The following is a 17671-nucleotide window of genomic DNA, read 5'->3' on the forward strand; positions in this document are numbered from 1 at the left end:
AAAAATAGAAATTCCCTTTACATACCTGCTGAGGGCTAGGTAAATATAACTGCATTCTGACGGCATTATTTTAAAACCCCCTATATTACACCATATTTATGGCAGCTCAATATTAAGTTTCTAAATTGCGGCCCATAAGGATACATCAAATAATCGCAAAGTTATGCGCATTCCCTATTCTCAACTAAAAGCCGAATTTAACCGGGTATTGTTACTAATCGGATTTACCGAAGGTAATGCAGATGCCTGTGCTACCATGTTTGCCAATAACAGCAGAGATGGTGTGGTGTCACACGGACTGAATCGCTTCCCTGTTTTTGTTGAATATGTAAAAGAAGGACTGGTAATACCCGGCTCGGGGCCAACTAAAGTAAGCAGCTTTGGCGCTATAGAACAATGGGATGGCAATTTAGGACCCGGCCCCCTCAATGCAACCTTTTGCACCGCGAGGGCAATAGCACTAGCGGCGGAATATGGCATTGGCTGTATCGCCATAAAAAACACCAACCATTGGATGCGTGGCGGCAGCTACGGTTTGCAAGCCGCAGATGCCGGTTACCTCTGCATCTGTTTTTCTAACACTAAAGCCAACCTGCCACCCTGGGGCGGCACAGAACCGCGGCTGGGCAACAACCCGCTGGTGATCGCTGTCCCCAAAACGGGCGGACATATTGTGCTCGATATGGCCTTATCGCAATACTCCTTCGGTAAATTGTGGCAGTACCAGGGGCAACAAAAGCAATTGCCCCTGCCGGGAGGATACGACAGCGAGGGAAACCTGACAAATGATGCGGAAGCCATCATGGCCACTAAGCGCGCGCTGCCGATCGGCTTCTGGAAAGGGTCGGGCTTATCGCTGATGCTTGACCTGCTGGCCACTGTATTGAGCGGAGGAAACTCCACAGCTGCAATAACCGAACGTGGCGTAAAAGAAACCGGTGTATCACAAGTATTCATTTGCATAAAAGCAGATTTCGGTCAAAGCGAAGATTTGATCACCGAAATCATAGCATATGCTAAAAGCAGCGAAGTTATTGCGGGGGAGGAAATACTGTACCCCGGCGAAAATATGCTACGTACAAGGGAAAAGAATATGGAAGAGGGGGTAGTTGTGGATCCGGAGATTTGGAAGGTGGTGAGGGACATGTAATTGGTTGTATTTGGAAAAACTTTAAATTAGACAATTCTTACACACTTTGTAATATATGACAATCAAACCAATAAAAAATGAACAGGATTACGAGCAAGCCCTAAGTAGACTCGAAGTAATCTTTGACGCGCCAACAGGTTCGGAAGAATTAGACGAACTTGAAATTTTAGGCATCATAATTGAAAAATACGAGAATGAGCATTTCCCGATTGATCTACCTGATCCGATAGAAGCTGTAAAATTCCGAATGGACCAAATGGGATATAATTAAAAAGATTTGGCAAAAATAATAGGTTTAAAAAGCCGGGCCAGTGAAATTCTTAATAAGAAAAGAAAGCTTTCATTAGAGATAATTCGCCTGCTACATCAAAGCCTCAATATTCCGACACAAGTTTTAGTGCAGGCTTATTAGCTGTTATCCCCAAAAATATTCAATGAGTTTATTGAGACAACATACATCGTATTCTCCGGAGGAGATTATGGCAGCAGGTGAAACTACTGCCTTCGGCCTTAAAACCGGAAAAAAACAATGCTACGTTGATTAAAGCGGTTGAAAAATCCCCGTCAACGGAACCTTTTACAGATGAAGAGTGGGATAATCTCCTGGATCAGTTACAAAAGGATAAATAGGTTGTATTTAATTATTTCAGCGTTTCCAGGATGCGGGTTTACGGATTGTGTGAAGGATAGCAATGATTTTAACAGTCTTTGTTTCATCGTTCACGATATAGTGAGCCATGAAAGGAAATGTTCTCAAAACAGCTACTCGCGTACCATCATATCTTACTGCAAAAAGGTACGGACTGTTTTCTAAGACACTAATTTTGTTGTAAACTTCAGCCAAGAATTTTTTCGACAAGCCTGCCTTTTTAGACTCATACCAATAACTCGCATCCCTGATATCCTGAATGACTGATGGTAAAAAAACAATTTTATACATCAGAATTCTTTTGCGAGATCAGCCATCGCTTTACGGAAATCTATTATTTCATTAGGGTTTGTTTCATGCACATTAAGTCGATCCCGCACTATATCGACATGCCATTGCGGAATACTGACCTCTTCTTCCTCAAGATCTTTGTATCTGTCTTTCAATTCATTCCATTCGTTGATAGGGATAAACACGCCTGTCGTCTCTCCTGCACTGTCAGAAATATATTGCAAATTCATATTGTTGTCTTTTAAAACCGGTACTGTACTAAGTTATAAAAAATATAATTATGTACAAACATCTACTTCACCAGTCCCTCAAACTTTTCCCAGAAACCATCTTTAGGCAATGGCGCTACAATCAGTACCGGTTCATTTTTTACAGGATGGATAAACTGCAAACGGCGGGCATGCAGGCAAATGCTTTTGCGCAAACTTCCGCGAGGATAACCATATTTATTATCGCCAACAATGGGGCAGCCCAGGGTAGATAGCTGTACGCGGATCTGGTGCGGGCGACCGGTTATCGGATCTACTTCAATTACATAATAGCCATCGTGCTCGCCAACCAGTTTATAATTCAACTCAGACCGCTGACTGCCTGGCACTTCCTTATCATGCGCTTTGGTAACGTTTTTTTGCGGATTTTTAATGAGGTAATGCACCAGGTTACCGGCTTCGGGCTGCGGGCGTTTGCGAACAATGGCATAGTAGGTTTTATGCATCTCCCGGCCTTTAAACATCTTATTGATCCGCTCAAGCGCTTTGCTGGTTTTAGCGAATAAGATCACCCCGCTTACGGGCCTGTCCAGCCGGTGTACCACCCCCAGAAATGCGCCGTTTGGCTTACTGTATTTTTTAGCGATGTAATTTTTTACCTTGTCATCCAGCGATTCATCGCCGGTATCATCCACCTGTACAATGTCACCCGCCCTTTTGTTAACAGCAATTAAGTGATTATCTTCAAAAAGAATATCCTTATCGCTAATATCAAGATTAATATAATTATGTTCTGGTCGGGCCACTTTTTATTTCAAATTTAGGATTGTCAATTCCGGTTTGTCGTGTTTAATTTGCACATGCACTTCTTCGAAGTTCCAAGCCCTTCATTTGCATATTAGTACATCTGCAAATTTATCAATACTTTTCCTTCTCATTCGGGAAGTTTCGGGCCCTCACATCGCTCACATAATGAGCAATGGCATCATTCATTACATCGTACAAACTGGCATACTGCCGTAAAAAGCGGGGTTTAAAACCTTTGTTGATTCCCAGCATATCGTGAATAACCAATACCTGCCCATCGCAATCCTGGCCTGCGCCGATGCCAATGGTTGGGATACTTAAGCTTTCGCTAACTTCTTTGGCCAGCTTTGCGGGAATTTTTTCCAGCACCACACCAAAACAACCTAGCTCCTGCAGTTTTAAGGCGTCTTCTTTTAGCTTCGCGGCTTCTGCCTCCTCTTTGGCCCTCACCGTATAAGTCCCAAATTTGTATATCGATTGCGGTGTAAGGCCCAGGTGCCCCATCACCGGGATACCTGCTGTTAGGATCCTGCTAATGGATTCTGCTATTTCCACGCCGCCTTCCAGTTTAACCGCATGTGCGCCAGCTTCTTTCATGATGCGTATCGCAGACGCAAGTGCCTCTTTGGAATTACCCTGGTAAGAACCGAAGGGAAGATCAACCACCACCAGCGCCCGCCTGGCTGCCCGCACTACCGATGAAGCATGGTAGATCATCTGATCGAGGGTAATAGGCAATGTAGTTTCGTGACCGGCCATTACATTGGAGGCCGAATCACCAACCAAAATAATATCCATCCCGGCGTTATCAACTATAGCAGCCATCGAATAATCGTACGCTGTGAGCATGGCAATTTTTTCGCCGCGGTTCTTCATTTCCTGCAGGGTGTGCGTGGTAATGCGTTTTACTTCCTTGTTTACCGACATTTTAGCTGGTGCTTATTTAACGCAAAGTTAGAAACTCCGCTGGTATTTTTACCGAACGAAAATCCATGGGATGTTTTATACGTATATTCTTTGATATAATGAAAAACTTACTACTTTAGAGTCTCCTCCTTTTATAAACCGAACTATACTTTTTAATGGACGAAAAAATTTACCCTTGTATGTATTGCGGTAAGCCTATGAATCATACCGATCGTAAGCCGCGTAATTTTTATCTTAAAAATTTCCTTCCTTTTTTATCTGTAAGACCCTATTGGTGCACACACTGTTTAAAAACCACGTTTTTTTGGGGGCATCGGGATAAATAGCCATCATCAGCTACAACTGTTTTTCATAAAAAACAAAAGGCAACACTTCGCTTTTCTAAATTTAATTCCTACTTTTGCGCCGTGAATAAAGAGGTGTTTTACTTCATTCTTCCATGCCATTTTTACGGAACTTCGTGCCAGAAAATCCGATCAAATTACCCTTTTAATTTTTTTGCAAAATGAACCATTACACCAAGTTACCTGCGGTATTATTATTGGCCGACGGCACCGTATTTTACGGTAAGGCAGCAGGCAAAATAGGTACAACTACCGGCGAGATCTGCTTTAATACCGGGATGACCGGTTACCAGGAAATCTTTACTGACCCCTCTTATTTTGGCCAGATAATGGTGGCCACCAATGCGCACATAGGCAACTATGGCATCGCCAACGAGGAAGTTGAATCGGGACAGATTCAGATAGCCGGGCTGGTTTGCAAAAACTATAATATAGCTTACAGCCGCAAGCAGGCAAATGAATCTATCCAGGATTATTTCCAGGAACAAAATATCGTTGGGATTTCAGATATTGATACCCGCCAGCTGGTACGCCACATTCGTGATAAAGGCGCTATGAACGCCGTTATATCTTCAGAAATATTAGATCTGGAACAACTTAAAGCGAAACTGGCAGAAGCGCCCGATATGGATGGTTTGGAATTATCTTCCGTGGTATCTACCAAAGAAACCTACACCTTTGGAAACGAAAGTGCAGCCTACCGGGTAGCTGTGCTTGATTTGGGCGTAAAGAAAAACATTCTTCGTAATTTTGACGACCGTGATGTTTACGCCAAGGTATATCCGGCCAAAACTACCTTCGCCGAAATGGAGAAGGATTTTGCCCCATCCGGTTATTTTATCTCCAACGGGCCCGGAGATCCATCAGCGATGCCTTACGCTATAGCAACCGTTAAGGAAATATTGGAAGCAGATAAACCATTATTTGGTATCTGCCTGGGTCACCAATTACTGGCTTTGGCTAATGATATTCCAACTAAGAAAATGTTTAACGGGCACCGCGGTTTAAATCATCCTGTAAAAAATGTGATCATTAATCACTGCGAGGTTACCTCACAAAACCATGGTTTTGGTGTGGTACAGGAGGCGGTAAGGGCATCTGATAAGGTTGAAATAACCCACGTAAACCTGAACGATCAATCTATAGAAGGAATTCGTGTAAAAGATAAAAAGGCATTTTCGGTACAGTATCACCCGGAATCATCTCCAGGCCCGCATGATAGCCGTTACCTGTTTGATGATTTTATCGGAATGATGAAGTAATTGTGCAGATTTCGAATGTGCAGACCTGCGAATAAGCAGCAATATTTTTAAAGTTACATTTAGTACATCCAGCAAATCAGTGCTCAGATAAAAAAGCCTTTCAAGTTTAGCACTTGAAAGGCTTTTCATTTTTTATTGATGCATCAGCTGCACATTTGATCGGTGGCATCCGCACCTCTACATTTACTTCTGCAGGTAATAAGCCGGCACCGGCATATCTTTCTGCTCAACATCCCATATGATGCTGCTTACTTTCCAGCCTGTTGGAGTTTTTACCAACTGAAAGCTGTTCACCCCACGCTCGGATACGGTATCCATGGTATTTAAATAAGTTTTGTACGTACTTATACGGTGTGCAATTTTTCCAAATTGCTCGTTTTTACCATAAATTTCTTCTTCGTAAAATAACTGCACCTTGTTATCGGCCACATACTTTTTGTAGGCCGCAACAAAACGTTTTATACTGCTAACATCGGCTGTGTCGGTGCGAAAGTTGATCAGTTGTGCTTCGGGGATAAAATAGTTTTGGATCTCATCAAAACGGGGCTGCTCCCCTTTTTTAAAGCTAATGGCCAAGTAGGCTTCCCGCACAGCCTGCGTTATCGCTTTATCATCCGGCAAGGTATAGACGGTGGCCGTACTACCGGCAGCCGGTTTTTTATCGGCAGTTTTACAAGCCGTAACTGCCAATGCAATCACAGTAACGAGTAGAAGGTTTTTCATTGAAATTTATTTTGCTTATAAGCTAAATTAAGCATTGCCTCGCATAACAGCAAGCATTTGTGTTAAACTGAAACAGTACCTCATCTAAAAACATCCTTATTTTTATTTGGATTTATTCTAAATAACGCTTTACTTTGGCAGTATGAACCTAAATAAGTTCGGAAAAGCTTAAGACCTGCTTTACGGTGAGTAACGTTAAACGTCACAAATTGTTAAAGCAGGCACAAATTTTAAAATCATCTACCTATGTGCGATGCAAAAATTCTCAGTCAGAAAGGGGCCGCAGTAATCAGCCGGTGTGCCGAATGCCAATGCATTTTTATATGGAACCGTAACCTCATCCTCAGTTTTACGCCGGGGCAATTCACAGAATTTAAGGAGTTTTCGGCAGACCTGGATTTTGTGAAAAACTCATTCCCATTTCCGGATGGGCAGGAAAGGATAGTGATGCGTACCCCCACCAACGATATCCAGTTTACTTTCACTATAGATGAGTGGGAAGATTTTCAGGCAGCGATGGACGAAGCGGCTTATATGCAGGAAGTATATGCATTGGTAGAATCGCAACGATGAACGTTGTTCCGCCGCTATCCTATTTATGCAGAAAAAGCAGGCATTTTGGAAAGAATCTAAAATGCCTGCAAAATTTAAGACGCCAGCAACTGCCAAAGGTTTAATTATGCGCCGTGCAACAGGCATTGCAATCAATAAATGCAACGTTTCGGCGGAGCTTTACCGCCATTCACCGCTGCCTGCGCCATTCACCGATTACATCAACTTCGCTTATCGCTCCCGTTACGCGTTTACCGACAAATTAGGTTACTTCGCCTAATATCGCTAACTGAATTGCCTATCGTGATGCATTTTTGTAGTGTAAAACAACACAAATCCATCATGACAACCTCATTCACCATCCCAACACTTTATACCATGATCGCAGTAGCTATTAGCGCTGTAATGATCATCACCACCGTTGGCTGCATGTTGTGCCACGTTTAATACATTTATACTATTAATAATGCCTGTGAATCGCAAAACCAAAAACTTACTGCTGTTCGGGCTTGTTCGGGGGCGTTCGGGCTTGTTCGGGGACGTTCGGGCCTGTTTGTGAAGGTTCTAAATTTTAAACGTAAACAAGAAATACCAAAATAGCCTTCAATATTGGCAGCCTAATTGCTTTATCCACTCCAAACAATCTAGTATGAAAAAGGGAGATACCGTACACTGGAAATGGGGCGCATCAGAAGCTGAGGGCAAAATAGAAGCAAAGCATACCGAAACCGTAAGCAAAACCATCAAGGGGAGCATGGTCAAAAGAAAAGCCACCAAAGATGAGCCCGCTTATGATGTTAAACAAGAAAATGGTAGTAAAGTGCTGAAATCTGAAAGCGAGCTAAAAAAAGGCAAAAAGTAGTTTACCGATATAAAGCAATCCGCATCCTTGAAATCTAATTGAATTCTAATGCATTACTGTACTATTGGATGATGAAATTCAATAATTGAATTGCATATTTACAGTATGGTAAAACAACCTATTATTACCGTAAATAACCTGGTTAAAAACTATGGTGATTTTGCTGCTGTAAAAGGCATTAGTTTTGAGGTTTATGAAGGAGAGATCTTTGGGCTACTGGGGCCTAACGGCGCCGGCAAAACCACTACGCTCGAGATCATCGAAACTCTTCGGGACAAAACATCGGGCGAAGTTACGGTAGACGGCTTCTCTATCGATACTGATGCAGACAGCATCAAGAAAATTATCGGCGTACAGTTACAGGCAGCGGGTTATTATCCCAATTTAAACTTGTCCGAACTGATCACCCTTTTCTCGGGCCTCTATGGCATTAGCAAAACACCTGCGGAAATGTTGGAGAAAGTGGCCCTCAACGATAAGGCAAAAGCTAAGTACAAGGACCTATCCGGCGGGCAGAAGCAACGCTTTTCTATTGCCACCACGTTGATCAACAATCCACGTATCATATTCCTGGATGAGCCTACCACCGGGCTTGACCCGCAGGCCCGCCGTAACCTGTGGGATCTGATCAAAGAGATCCGCGATAGCGGCACCACCGTGGTCATCACTACCCATTATATGGACGAAGCAGAAGTATTGTGCGACCGTGTAGCCTTTGTAGATGGCGGCCATATCGTAGGCATCGACACCCCGGATCATTTTATTGATAAACTGATCGCCACCGGTTTTGAGCGTAAAAAACAAGTAAAAGAGGCCAACCTGGAGGATGTTTTTATCACCCTTACGGGTAAAGAGTGGCGGGAAGGGTAAGCATAGAGCCCCCCAGCCCCCTGAAGGGGGAGCAGAATTACCTTGTCAGAAAAGCAGACTACATACATAAGACCAATGAACTAATGAACCGCTGAACTAATGAACAAACCTTACAGTAACACCCGAGCTACGCTGGCAATTGCGAAGGCAAGCTTTACCTCAATTATCCGCAGCCCTTCGGCGGTGGTGTTTAGTTTGGCCTTCCCGCTTATTTTTATATTGGTTTTTGCCAACATCGGCGGCGGCGGTGTAAGCGTAGATGTGGGTGTAGCTAAAAGCTGCGATACCACAGGAATCGTTTACAAAGCCCTGAAAAAGGTTAAGATAGTTAACTTAATTACAGACCAAAGTGCTGATGAGATGAACAAGAACCTTTCAAAAGGTTCTATAGATGCTATTATCGATATCCGTAAAAATGGAAATGGATGGACCATTTATCCACAACTGCCCGCTTCACGCGGCTCTCAAGCAGAGAAATCCCAGCTAACGGTAAATGTGCAGTACACCACATCATCATCGAAGGGTGCCATATTGCAATCTGTATTAACGAATATCCTCAACAAAGTAAATTCTGCCTACCAATCAATGAGTGGGCAAACTCTGCCGTCACCAGCTGCGGAACTGAAAGAAACCACCCTTGCTGGTCGCAAGTATAAATATATCGATTTTATCCTCCCTGGGCAATTGGGTTTCTCGCTGTTGAGCAGCGGGGTATTTGGTACGGCATTCGTATTCATCAGCCTGAGGCTGACCTTAGTGATCAAACGTTTTTTTGCAACTCCGGTAAAGCGCTACAGCATCGTGTTGGGTGAGGCACTGGCGAGGATCGTTTTCTCATTGCTCGGCGCGTTGTTCATTATCATGGTGGGTCATTTTGTATTTGGCTTCACCTTGATTCATGGTATAATTACGGTATTGAATATGCTCGTCCTCTCCGCGATAGGGCTCATCATTTTTATGGGATTTGGCTTTACGGTTTCGGGCATTGCAAAAAATGAGAGTACCGTTCCGCCATTATCAAATATTATTACGCTCCCGCAGTTCCTGTTATCGGGCACCTTCTTTTCGGTAACAGCCTTCCCTAAATGGCTGCAGTATGTAAGTAATGCCTTACCCCTCACCCATCTTAACAACGCTATGCGTAAAGTTGCATTTGAAGGTGCAGGTTTAGGGGATGTGACCCATCAGTTATTTATCCTGTTACTTTGGGGAATTGGTGTTTATGCTGTTGCTGTTAAAACATTTAAATGGGAGTAAGCCGGTTTGGAATTTGCACCGCCCGATTAGTTAGCTGCGAATTACAACATCAGCTCCAATAAAAAAGGTTCCCTAATTTAATCAGGAAACCTTTTTTGCTATACATTGAAGGATAAGTTAAATCACTCTTTTCAAAGTTACCGCATCTGGTGAGGTGAGCATCAGTGGCACTTTTTCCACCGTTACAAAACTCAGATCGAGGCCAAAGTTACGTTCTTCGGATAAGCTTACCTTTTTCAATTGGGTGTAAATAAACATGATGGCTTTTTCGTAAAACGACAGGTTGTGCGAACGCGATAATACTTTCTCTATCACCACAAATCTAAAGTCACCTACGATTTTGTGTTTATTGAGCGATTTGTAGGTACTTGTAATATCTATTTCGCCGTTCTTCACCAAATCTTCCACCACCTTGCGGAAAAGCAAGTTAATCTGCTGTTCTACACGGAAGCCCAGTTTAAAATCTACCCGGATCAGTTTACCCGGGATCAAGAAATCAACTTCGTATTCGCTTTTGTAAGGCTCATCCACCACATCAACATGAACCAGCCAATAAACATCTGCACGTTTCGGTTGCTTTTGCAAAATCGAGTAAATGATTTTTGATTCTACTTCAGAATTGAAATTTGCACTGGTTAGGTAAATGAGTTGCGAAGCGTACTTAGGTACGGTTTCGTCTTCGCTCATTTCTTTGATGATGTTGAAATAATCATCTATCTCAATGAATTTAACATAACGATTCTTGATACGGCGGGCACTGTGCCATGTCCACATGATAATAAACAGCACGAGGCCGATAGATAAAGTAAACCAACCGCCGTGTATAAATTTAACCAGGTTACCTAGAAGAAATGTACCTTCTATGATCAAATAAACCCCTAAAAATGTGCCTATAATGTAGGTCGGATATTTTTTGCGCTGAAGGAATTTTGACACTAATATAGTTGTCATCAACATGGCTACGGTGATACTTAAACCATATGCCGCTTCCATCCTTGCCGAATGCTGGAACAGTAAAACTACGCCGATACATCCGAAACATAACAGCCAGTTTACACTTGGCACATATAACTGGCCTTTCTGCTCGCTTGGGTAATTGATGCGCACCTTAGGCCACAAGTTAAGCCTCACTGCTTCGGCAATAAGCGTGAATGATCCGGAGATCAATGCCTGCGAAGCTATAATTGCAGCGATAGTTGCTATTCCGATACCGAAGATCAAAAACCATGTTGGCATGATCATGTAAAATGGATTAAACTTGCCGAGATCAATAGACTGGCCCGTGCGTTGCAGCAGCCAAACAGCCTGACCAAGATAATTAAAGATCAAACAGGTTTTTACATAGATCCAACTGATCTGAATATTCTTTCTGCCGCAATGGCCAAGATCTGAGTATAAAGCCTCGGCCCCTGTAGTACAAAGAAATACGGCACCCAAAATAATGAATGCATTATAATTACTGGTAAGTAACTGAATGGCATAGTAAGGGTTAAGCGCCCTCAGTATGGATGGCATTTGCACAATGTACGATACCCCTAAAACTCCCATCATGGTAAACCAAAGGAACATGATAGGCCCAAAAGCTTTACCAACAAGTGAGGTGCCAAATTGCTGAATAATAAATAAACCCGCTATAATGGCTATTACAATTTGAACCGTGGGTAAATTGGGGTAGTAAACCTGCAGCCCTTCTATAGCCGAGGATATGGTAATTGGAGGTGTAATAATACCATCGGCAAGTAAAGCACATCCACCTAATACGGCAGGTACAATTAACCATTTAGCTTTACGCCGAACCAATGAGAACAGGGAAAATATACCACCCTCCCCTTTGTTATCTGCACGAAGCGTTATTACCACGTATTTTAAAGTGGTTTGCAGCGTAAGCGTCCAAAAGATTAGCGAAACGCCACCTAATACCAAGGTTTCTGAAATTTTTTGAGAAAAGCTTGAATGTTCTTGCCCTACGATGGCTTTAAAAACGTACAACGGGGATGTACCAATGTCTCCGTAGATTATTCCTAAACTAATAAGCAGGCCTGCGGCCGTTAGTTTTTGTAGATCTTTATGATTTGACACAGTGTTATAAAAAGTTTACAAATTTATAAAAATTACATTAGCACAACCTTAAATTTAAAACTGCCCTTCATTAGCAACCACATTTATGGAATTATGTTCAAACCGATAATTCTTTTGCATAATTTTCAAACACAACAAGGAAAAGCAATGCAGATTTAGTAAACTTTTAAATTGGGATTAAAGTTTGAAATAAAACAATACACATAATTACGGAGCTCAGCTGATATTTTGCAAAAGAAAGCGACGATACTTGAACCTTACTTGCGAAGAAAATTAAAGTAGTCAATTAGCATTTAGTTAGTATTTGCAGGAAATATTCGAGAATTTAATTTCGTCATCAAACTTAAACCAATCATGAACGTATAAGTCAATAACAATAAGTTTGCAATACAAACTGAAAAAATATGTATTTTGTTAAAAATTGTTAAAACTCCTTATTAATTGACAGCATCATGAATAAGAGAGAACAATATTTATACTTTTGCATATAATATAGATATGGGTCGAAAATTTACTAAGCTTAATTCCTGGTTCACTTTAATACTGCTTGCGGTAATGGTGAATGTTGCGCTCGCTAAAGGAGTAGTGGCCCAAAATACTGACACATCATATCTGAAGTATCTGAAGGGAAAGGCAAAGCCCATCAATACAAGAAACATCTTGCATTTATCATTACCCCCCCTTAAAGCGGCTGTGATATCTAACACTAAAGTATACGTTCCACGCCCGGATGATAAATTATTGTCGAACGTGCAGGTTTATCCAAACCCGGTAAATGACATACTTAATGTTAAGTATACCGTATCACGTGGTGCTTTTGTCAATGTGAAAATTATGGATGTACTGGGTAACGACGTACTTACCGTATTCTCTCAGCGTGTTGACGTAGGCGAGCAAAACGTTACTTACAACCTTAACAGCAAGCTTACCCGCGGTTTTTATTTCCTCCGGATAAATGTTGGTACAGAATCTATCAACAAGCGGATCTCTGTACTTTAAGAACACAATCCTCTTATTGTCTTATAACTACCTTTTACAATCAGACAAAGGCCAGCCCAAGCGCAATAGCTCTTCCATCTAAATTTGTGGATCACAAATTGTGCTTTAGCATTAAGATTTTTTTTACTTTCGTCTATATGAAGATTATCGCTATCGGCCGCAACTACGCCGAACATGCCAAAGAACTGAACAACCCTGTACCAACTGTTCCCGTTATATTTATGAAGCCGGATACAGCTCTTATAAAAGACAACAAGCCTTTTTACCACCCGGAGTTTTCACAGGATATTCATCACGAGATTGAACTGGTATTAAAGGTTTGCAAAGAGGGCAAACATATCAGTGAAAAATTCGCTGCGAATTATTATGACGAAGTCGCCCTCGGTATCGATTTTACGGCCCGCGATATACAATCGAAACATAAAGAAAAAGGCCTGCCCTGGGAATTGGCCAAAGCATTTGATGGCTCGGCTCCAGTTAGTAATTTTTTACCGAAAGGACAGTTTGCCGACCTTTACAATTTAAACTTTAGGCTGGATGTAAATGGAGAACTGCGCCAGCAGGGAAATACAAAAGATCTGCTATTTTCTTTTGAACAGATCATCGCCTTTGTATCAAAATACATCACCTTAAAGAAAGGTGATCTTATATTTACCGGCACACCACAAGGTGTAGCCAAAGTTGCCATCGGTGATAAACTGGAAGGCTACCTGGAGGATGAAAAATTGCTGGATTTTGAAGTAAAATAGGTATCGCTAACATCTTGTGATTTATGCAGACCAAAGGGCTGTAAGATATTAGCGCGTTTCTTCTTTTCACCAATAATGCAACAAAAACCAATACCTGTGGTTTATCTCTAAATTTTACAGATCAATATGTCAATCCGAACGTGCTCAGGCACTCACAAAAACATAAAAAAAAACCTTTTTTCATCCGTTCGGGCTATTAGTCTATTAATGCTGATTTCAGTGTCCGGTTACGCACAAAACCGGATACAAAGCAAAACCTACCCACAAATATTCCGCTATCCGCTTGATTTGCAACCTGTAACTGCCGGGGCTTTTGGCGAGCTGCGGCCTGCACACTTTCATTCAGGTTTAGATTTCAAAACCATGCAGCGCACCGGCTACCCGGTACATACCGTATTTGACGGATATATATCACGGGTACGCGTTCAGTTTGGAGGTTTTGGCCAGGCCATTTATGTAACACATCCCAACGGATATACTTCCGTTTATGGCCACATTCAGAGTTTTACGCCAGAGGTATTCAAATACATCCGAGATTACCAATATAAAAATCAAACCTTTGAGGCAGATATAAAAGTACCGCCGGGGGTATTTAAAGTCATTAAGGGAGATGTGATAGCAATGTCCGGCAATGAGGGCGCTTCTGCCGGGCCGCATGTGCACTTTGAGTTGAGGGACACCCTTACCGAAGAAACCGTTAACCCGCAGCTATTCGGCCTCACTATACCTGATGCAGTCCCCCCTACTATCACTGCGATAGGTGTATACCATCTTAATGGCAATCCGTTCAGCGAAAAAACGCCAAAAGAGTTTCTTTCGGTGACGGGGGCGGCCGGCAATTACCACTTAGCAGCGCCCAGGGTGTTACAACTAAGCGGCAATACGGGTTTTAGCATCGCAGTCACCGATCAAAACAGTGCATCGGCTAATCATAACGGCATCTATTCTATCGAGCTAAAAATGGACGGGCAAACAGTTTATACTTTTGTAGTGGAGCGCTTTGCATTTGATCAAACCCACGCTATTAATGCTTACATAGACTATCCTGCATTCTTAACAACCAGACGCGCGTTTCAAAAATGCTTTATACTACCTGGCAGCCGAATTTCACTTTACCCGCAATCTATCAACCGCGGCATTATCCCTTTTAATGATAATGCGCAGCACGATGTAGAGTTTGTTTGTAAAGATGTACTGGGTAACACTTCCTCGGTTAAAGTTCAAGTGCAATCAAATACATCCGTTACCAATATACCCACAATGCCTACAGGCAAACTTTTCCATTACGATGAAAAGAATGAATTGAATACAGATCAGCTGAAGGTGCAGATCATGCCCGGCAATCTTTATGACGATCTGGATTTTATTTACAGTGCCTTACCTCAAAAACCCGGTGCTTATTCCGTTACCCACCGCATCCACAATAAATTTACCCCTGTACACGAAGGGTATGATATTTGGATAAAGCCCGATATTAAATTAGGCAACCTGGCAGATAAAGCAGTAATTGTAAACTCAGCAACCGGCAGCATTGGCGGAACCTGGGATGGCACGTATGTAAAAGCCACAGCGAAAGCCTTTGGGGATTACTACATTAAATTAGACACTGTTCCGCCGGTAATAACGCCTATGAATATTAAACAGGGGGCAAGTATGACTTCAATTAAGGCAATTCGCTTAAAAATGAGTGATAATTTAAGCGGGATAAAAAGCTATACCGGTAAAATAGATGGGAAGTGGGTACTCGTTGAGTGGAGTTATAAAACAAGAATTTTAAGTTATACATTTACCCCTGATTTCACGCCCGGTAAACATCAATTTGAATTTACAGTGATAGACGGTAAAAACAATAGTTCTAAATTTACAGCAGACTTTACAAGGTAACTATGGCAACTTTAACAGCAGGCGATAAAGCACCCGATTTTACAGCAAAGGATCAAAACGGGAAGACGGTATCTTTATCAGATTATCAGGGTAAAAACCTGATATTGTATTTTTACCCAAAGGACGATACGCCAGGTTGCACGGCCGAATCTTGCGATTTCAGGGATAACTATCAATCGTTATTGAGCCAGGGTTTTGAGGTGATTGGTGTTAGTGTAGATGATGAAAAGTCGCATAAAAAATTTGAGACTAAATACAGTTTGCCTTTTACGCTGATAGCGGATACCGATCACAACATTGTAGAAGCCTACGATGTTTGGAAAGAAAAGAATATGTACGGTAAAAAATATATGGGCACCGCGCGCACTACTTTCATTATTAACAGGGATGGTATCATTGACCACGTTATTGATAAGGTGGATACCAAAGCGTCGTCTCAGCAGGTGTTGGAGCTTATAAAATAGCACTGCAAAAAACATATTTGGGCAAAAACACTTTATATTTATTTAAAAATAACTTTTAATAGATGGCCATCCAGGCAGACGACGAAGAAATACTCAATAAATTCCGTGATGAAAAGACCCGGAACGAAGCCTTTAATTTGCTGCTGAAAAAGTATCAGCAAAAAATATATTGGCATGTGCGCCGTATGGTGATTGATCATGATGATGCTGACGACCTTACCCAGGATGTATTTATTAAGGTGTGGAAGAACTTACCTGGTTTTAGAAATGATGCCCAGCTTTATACGTGGATGTATCGCATTGCGACTAATGAATGTATTACATTTCTGAACAAGAAAAAGCAAAAGAACAATATCTCACTTGATGATGTAGACTATGAACTATCTAACACATTATCCAGTTCGGACCAGTTCACCGGCGACCAGATACAGATGAAATTGCAGCAGGCTATTTTAACCCTGCCGGATAAGCAAAGACTGGTATTTAATATGAAGTATTTTGATGACATGAAGTATGAAGAGATGAGCGATGTATTGGGCACCAGTGTTGGGGCCCTAAAGGCATCGTTCCACTTAGCAGTCAAAAAAATTGAAGCTTTTATTACTAATTCTGATTAAATTTTTAATTTAGGTTAAACCTTTGGTAGTTTTATTCATCTATAACAGGGTATGAAAAGCGATATGGATAATAACGAATGGACAGACAATGAAATGTCACTTGAACGGTTTTCCCGAAAGAACCCGTTTACAGTGCCGTCTGGCTATTTCGAAGAAGCCGGTCAGCGCATTTTATCATTAGTGAATTTAGATGAATTAAAAAGTACAGACCCGGTAAACGGTTTTAAGGTTCCTGCAAATTACTTTGATGAGCTTTCGGCTACCATCAGCAACAGGGTAAATATTGAAGTTGGCAGGGATGCAGACCACAACGGCTTTGCTCTGCCTGCAAATTACTTTGATGAATTGACAGCTAATATTTCCTCGAGGGTAACCATCGGGGCAGAAATAATGGCTGAGGATAATGGTTATACACTTCCTGCTAATTATTTTGAGGAGTTAGCCAGCAGCATTCAAAATCGCATTGCGATTGAAGAAATGTTCAATAGCGGTGACCCTACTTTTACTGTACCCCAAAATTATTTTAGCACCATGCAGGAGCAGATTAATGCCCGCATAGCTGTGGAAGAAATATTGGGAGCGAAAACGGCTGACTTTGCCGTGCCGGATAATTATTTCGAAGTGCTAAATCGAAATATCTTAAATAAAACGGTAAATAAGCAGGATGTAATCCGAAAAACTATCGTCCGGAAATTATTTGCAAACAATTCCTTCAAGTATGCTACTGCGGCTTGCCTGGCATTAATTATCGGTGCGGGTGCATTTTTAAGGGAAAATGGCTCATCGGTTTTAGTGCCAACACACGAAAAAACATTATTACACACACAGTTATCAAATATACCTGTGGATGAAATTAAAGATTATCTTCAGCTGCATGTTGATGGTGCAGATAATAACGTAATAATGGATAATGAAAAAGCAATTAACGCCCAGGATCCAGATGGAGAAATTGGCGATTATATTGATATTAATTAAT

The 17671-nt window shown here is 41.7% G+C and carries 19 protein-coding genes and 1 pseudogene; 14 read left to right on the forward strand and 6 right to left on the reverse strand.

Annotated elements, in window-relative coordinates:
- The first annotated feature begins 163 nt into the window (after positions 1 to 163).
- Both A0256_23975 and A0256_23980 read left to right on the forward strand, forming a co-directional pair.
- The gene (locus tag A0256_23975; protein AMR34291.1) at positions 164 to 1150 is read left to right on the forward strand and encodes a 2,3-diketo-L-gulonate reductase; all 987 of its coding nucleotides are present in this window, start codon (positions 164 to 166) and stop codon (positions 1148 to 1150) included.
- 55 nt (positions 1151 to 1205) lie between these two features.
- Positions 1206 to 1562: pseudogene (locus tag A0256_23980) on the forward strand (DNA-binding protein).
- Positions 1563 to 1796: 234 nt separating this feature from the next.
- Here the strand turns inward: A0256_23980 and A0256_23985 are convergent.
- The 4 genes from A0256_23985 to A0256_24000 form a co-directional block, all read right to left on the reverse strand.
- A complete protein-coding gene (locus A0256_23985; protein ID AMR34292.1) occupies positions 1797 to 2090 on the reverse strand; it encodes a hypothetical protein in 294 nt (97 codons plus the stop codon).
- Positions 2090 to 2320, reverse strand: coding sequence for a hypothetical protein (locus A0256_23990; GenBank protein AMR34293.1), 231 nt, complete (start codon positions 2318 to 2320; stop codon positions 2090 to 2092). Before A0256_23990 ends, A0256_23985 begins: the two co-directional genes overlap by 1 nt.
- A gap of 62 nt (positions 2321 to 2382) precedes the next feature.
- Positions 2383 to 3105: an RNA pseudouridine synthase gene (locus A0256_23995; protein AMR34294.1), complete on the reverse strand. Its 723-nt coding sequence runs from the start codon at positions 3103 to 3105 to the stop codon at positions 2383 to 2385.
- A gap of 112 nt (positions 3106 to 3217) precedes the next feature.
- A complete protein-coding gene (locus tag A0256_24000) occupies positions 3218 to 4033 on the reverse strand; it encodes a 3-methyl-2-oxobutanoate hydroxymethyltransferase (GenBank protein AMR34295.1) in 816 nt (271 codons plus the stop codon).
- Between the two features lie 505 nt (positions 4034 to 4538).
- On the opposite strand from A0256_24000, the gene A0256_24005 reads away from it, so the two are divergent.
- Positions 4539 to 5639: a carbamoyl phosphate synthase small subunit gene (locus tag A0256_24005; protein ID AMR34296.1), complete on the forward strand. Its 1101-nt coding sequence runs from the start codon at positions 4539 to 4541 to the stop codon at positions 5637 to 5639.
- Positions 5640 to 5822: 183 nt separating this feature from the next.
- On the opposite strand, the gene A0256_24010 is transcribed toward A0256_24005, so the two are convergent.
- Positions 5823 to 6362, reverse strand: coding sequence for a hypothetical protein (locus A0256_24010; protein ID AMR34297.1), 540 nt, complete (start codon positions 6360 to 6362; stop codon positions 5823 to 5825).
- 246 nt (positions 6363 to 6608) lie between these two features.
- Between A0256_24010 and A0256_24015 the strand changes: the two genes are divergently transcribed.
- The 5 genes from A0256_24015 to A0256_24035 all read left to right on the forward strand — a co-directional run bounded on the left by A0256_24015 (position 6609) and on the right by A0256_24035 (position 9903).
- On the forward strand, positions 6609 to 6935 hold the full coding sequence (locus tag A0256_24015; GenBank protein AMR34298.1) for a hypothetical protein: 327 nt from the start codon (positions 6609 to 6611) through the stop codon (positions 6933 to 6935).
- A 25-nt stretch (positions 6936 to 6960) separates the two neighbouring features.
- Positions 6961 to 7194 (forward strand): hypothetical protein, encoded by a 234-nt coding sequence (locus A0256_24020; GenBank protein AMR34299.1) that lies wholly within the window; start codon positions 6961 to 6963, stop codon positions 7192 to 7194.
- Between the two features lie 369 nt (positions 7195 to 7563).
- Complete coding sequence (locus A0256_24025; protein AMR34300.1) at positions 7564 to 7776, forward strand: hypothetical protein; 213 nt, start codon at positions 7564 to 7566, stop codon at positions 7774 to 7776.
- A 105-nt stretch (positions 7777 to 7881) separates the two neighbouring features.
- Positions 7882 to 8646 (forward strand): ABC transporter ATP-binding protein, encoded by a 765-nt coding sequence (locus A0256_24030; GenBank protein AMR34301.1) that lies wholly within the window; start codon positions 7882 to 7884, stop codon positions 8644 to 8646.
- 99 nt (positions 8647 to 8745) lie between these two features.
- Positions 8746 to 9903, forward strand: coding sequence for an ABC transporter permease (locus A0256_24035; protein ID AMR34302.1), 1158 nt, complete (start codon positions 8746 to 8748; stop codon positions 9901 to 9903).
- A gap of 117 nt (positions 9904 to 10020) precedes the next feature.
- On the opposite strand, the gene A0256_24040 is transcribed toward A0256_24035, so the two are convergent.
- Entirely contained in the window at positions 10021 to 11982 is a 1962-nt protein-coding gene (locus tag A0256_24040) for a potassium transporter Kup (protein AMR34303.1), read from the reverse strand.
- 498 nt (positions 11983 to 12480) lie between these two features.
- On the opposite strand from A0256_24040, the gene A0256_24045 reads away from it, so the two are divergent.
- The 6 genes from A0256_24045 to A0256_24070 all read left to right on the forward strand — a co-directional run bounded on the left by A0256_24045 (position 12481) and on the right by A0256_24070 (position 17670).
- Positions 12481 to 12981, forward strand: coding sequence for a hypothetical protein (locus A0256_24045; GenBank protein ID AMR34304.1), 501 nt, complete (start codon positions 12481 to 12483; stop codon positions 12979 to 12981).
- A 137-nt stretch (positions 12982 to 13118) separates the two neighbouring features.
- Complete coding sequence (locus tag A0256_24050; GenBank protein AMR34305.1) at positions 13119 to 13730, forward strand: 2-hydroxyhepta-2,4-diene-1,7-dioate isomerase; 612 nt, start codon at positions 13119 to 13121, stop codon at positions 13728 to 13730.
- 126 nt (positions 13731 to 13856) lie between these two features.
- A complete protein-coding gene (locus A0256_24055) occupies positions 13857 to 15614 on the forward strand; it encodes a peptidase M23 (GenBank protein ID AMR34306.1) in 1758 nt (585 codons plus the stop codon).
- 2 nt (positions 15615 to 15616) lie between these two features.
- Positions 15617 to 16078, forward strand: a complete 462-nt coding sequence (locus tag A0256_24060) for a peroxiredoxin (protein AMR34307.1) — start codon at positions 15617 to 15619, stop codon at positions 16076 to 16078.
- A 62-nt stretch (positions 16079 to 16140) separates the two neighbouring features.
- Positions 16141 to 16695 (forward strand): RNA polymerase subunit sigma, encoded by a 555-nt coding sequence (locus A0256_24065; protein ID AMR34308.1) that lies wholly within the window; start codon positions 16141 to 16143, stop codon positions 16693 to 16695.
- Positions 16696 to 16746: 51 nt separating this feature from the next.
- Positions 16747 to 17670 carry a hypothetical protein gene (locus A0256_24070; protein AMR34309.1) on the forward strand — a complete coding sequence of 308 codons (924 nt, stop codon included), beginning with the start codon at positions 16747 to 16749 and terminating at the stop codon, positions 17668 to 17670.
- Position 17671 lies beyond the last annotated feature (1 nt).

The organism is Mucilaginibacter sp. PAMC 26640, from assembly GCA_001596135.1.
Classification (GTDB): Bacteria; Bacteroidota; Bacteroidia; order Sphingobacteriales; family Sphingobacteriaceae; genus Mucilaginibacter.

Coding starts and splice junctions, on each gene's coding strand:
- A0256_24025 (AMR34300.1), top strand. CDS start 7,564: ATGAAAAAGGGAGATACCGTACACTGGAAATGGGGCGCATCAGAAGCT.
- A0256_24045 (AMR34304.1), top strand. CDS start 12,481: ATGGGTCGAAAATTTACTAAGCTTAATTCCTGGTTCACTTTAATACTG.
- A0256_24010 (AMR34297.1), bottom strand. CDS start 6,362: ATGAAAAACCTTCTACTCGTTACTGTGATTGCATTGGCAGTTACGGCT.
- A0256_24035 (AMR34302.1), top strand. CDS start 8,746: ATGAACAAACCTTACAGTAACACCCGAGCTACGCTGGCAATTGCGAAG.
- A0256_24070 (AMR34309.1), top strand. CDS start 16,747: ATGAAAAGCGATATGGATAATAACGAATGGACAGACAATGAAATGTCA.
- A0256_24000 (AMR34295.1), bottom strand. CDS start 4,033: ATGTCGGTAAACAAGGAAGTAAAACGCATTACCACGCACACCCTGCAG.
- A0256_24060 (AMR34307.1), top strand. CDS start 15,617: ATGGCAACTTTAACAGCAGGCGATAAAGCACCCGATTTTACAGCAAAG.
- A0256_23985 (AMR34292.1), bottom strand. CDS start 2,090: ATGTATAAAATTGTTTTTTTACCATCAGTCATTCAGGATATCAGGGAT.
- A0256_23975 (AMR34291.1), top strand. CDS start 164: ATGCGCATTCCCTATTCTCAACTAAAAGCCGAATTTAACCGGGTATTG.
- A0256_24020 (AMR34299.1), top strand. CDS start 6,961: ATGCAGAAAAAGCAGGCATTTTGGAAAGAATCTAAAATGCCTGCAAAA.
- A0256_24005 (AMR34296.1), top strand. CDS start 4,539: ATGAACCATTACACCAAGTTACCTGCGGTATTATTATTGGCCGACGGC.
- A0256_24050 (AMR34305.1), top strand. CDS start 13,119: ATGAAGATTATCGCTATCGGCCGCAACTACGCCGAACATGCCAAAGAA.
- A0256_23990 (AMR34293.1), bottom strand. CDS start 2,320: ATGAATTTGCAATATATTTCTGACAGTGCAGGAGAGACGACAGGCGTG.
- A0256_24065 (AMR34308.1), top strand. CDS start 16,141: ATGGCCATCCAGGCAGACGACGAAGAAATACTCAATAAATTCCGTGAT.
- A0256_24055 (AMR34306.1), top strand. CDS start 13,857: ATGTCAATCCGAACGTGCTCAGGCACTCACAAAAACATAAAAAAAAAC.
- A0256_24030 (AMR34301.1), top strand. CDS start 7,882: ATGGTAAAACAACCTATTATTACCGTAAATAACCTGGTTAAAAACTAT.
- A0256_24015 (AMR34298.1), top strand. CDS start 6,609: ATGTGCGATGCAAAAATTCTCAGTCAGAAAGGGGCCGCAGTAATCAGC.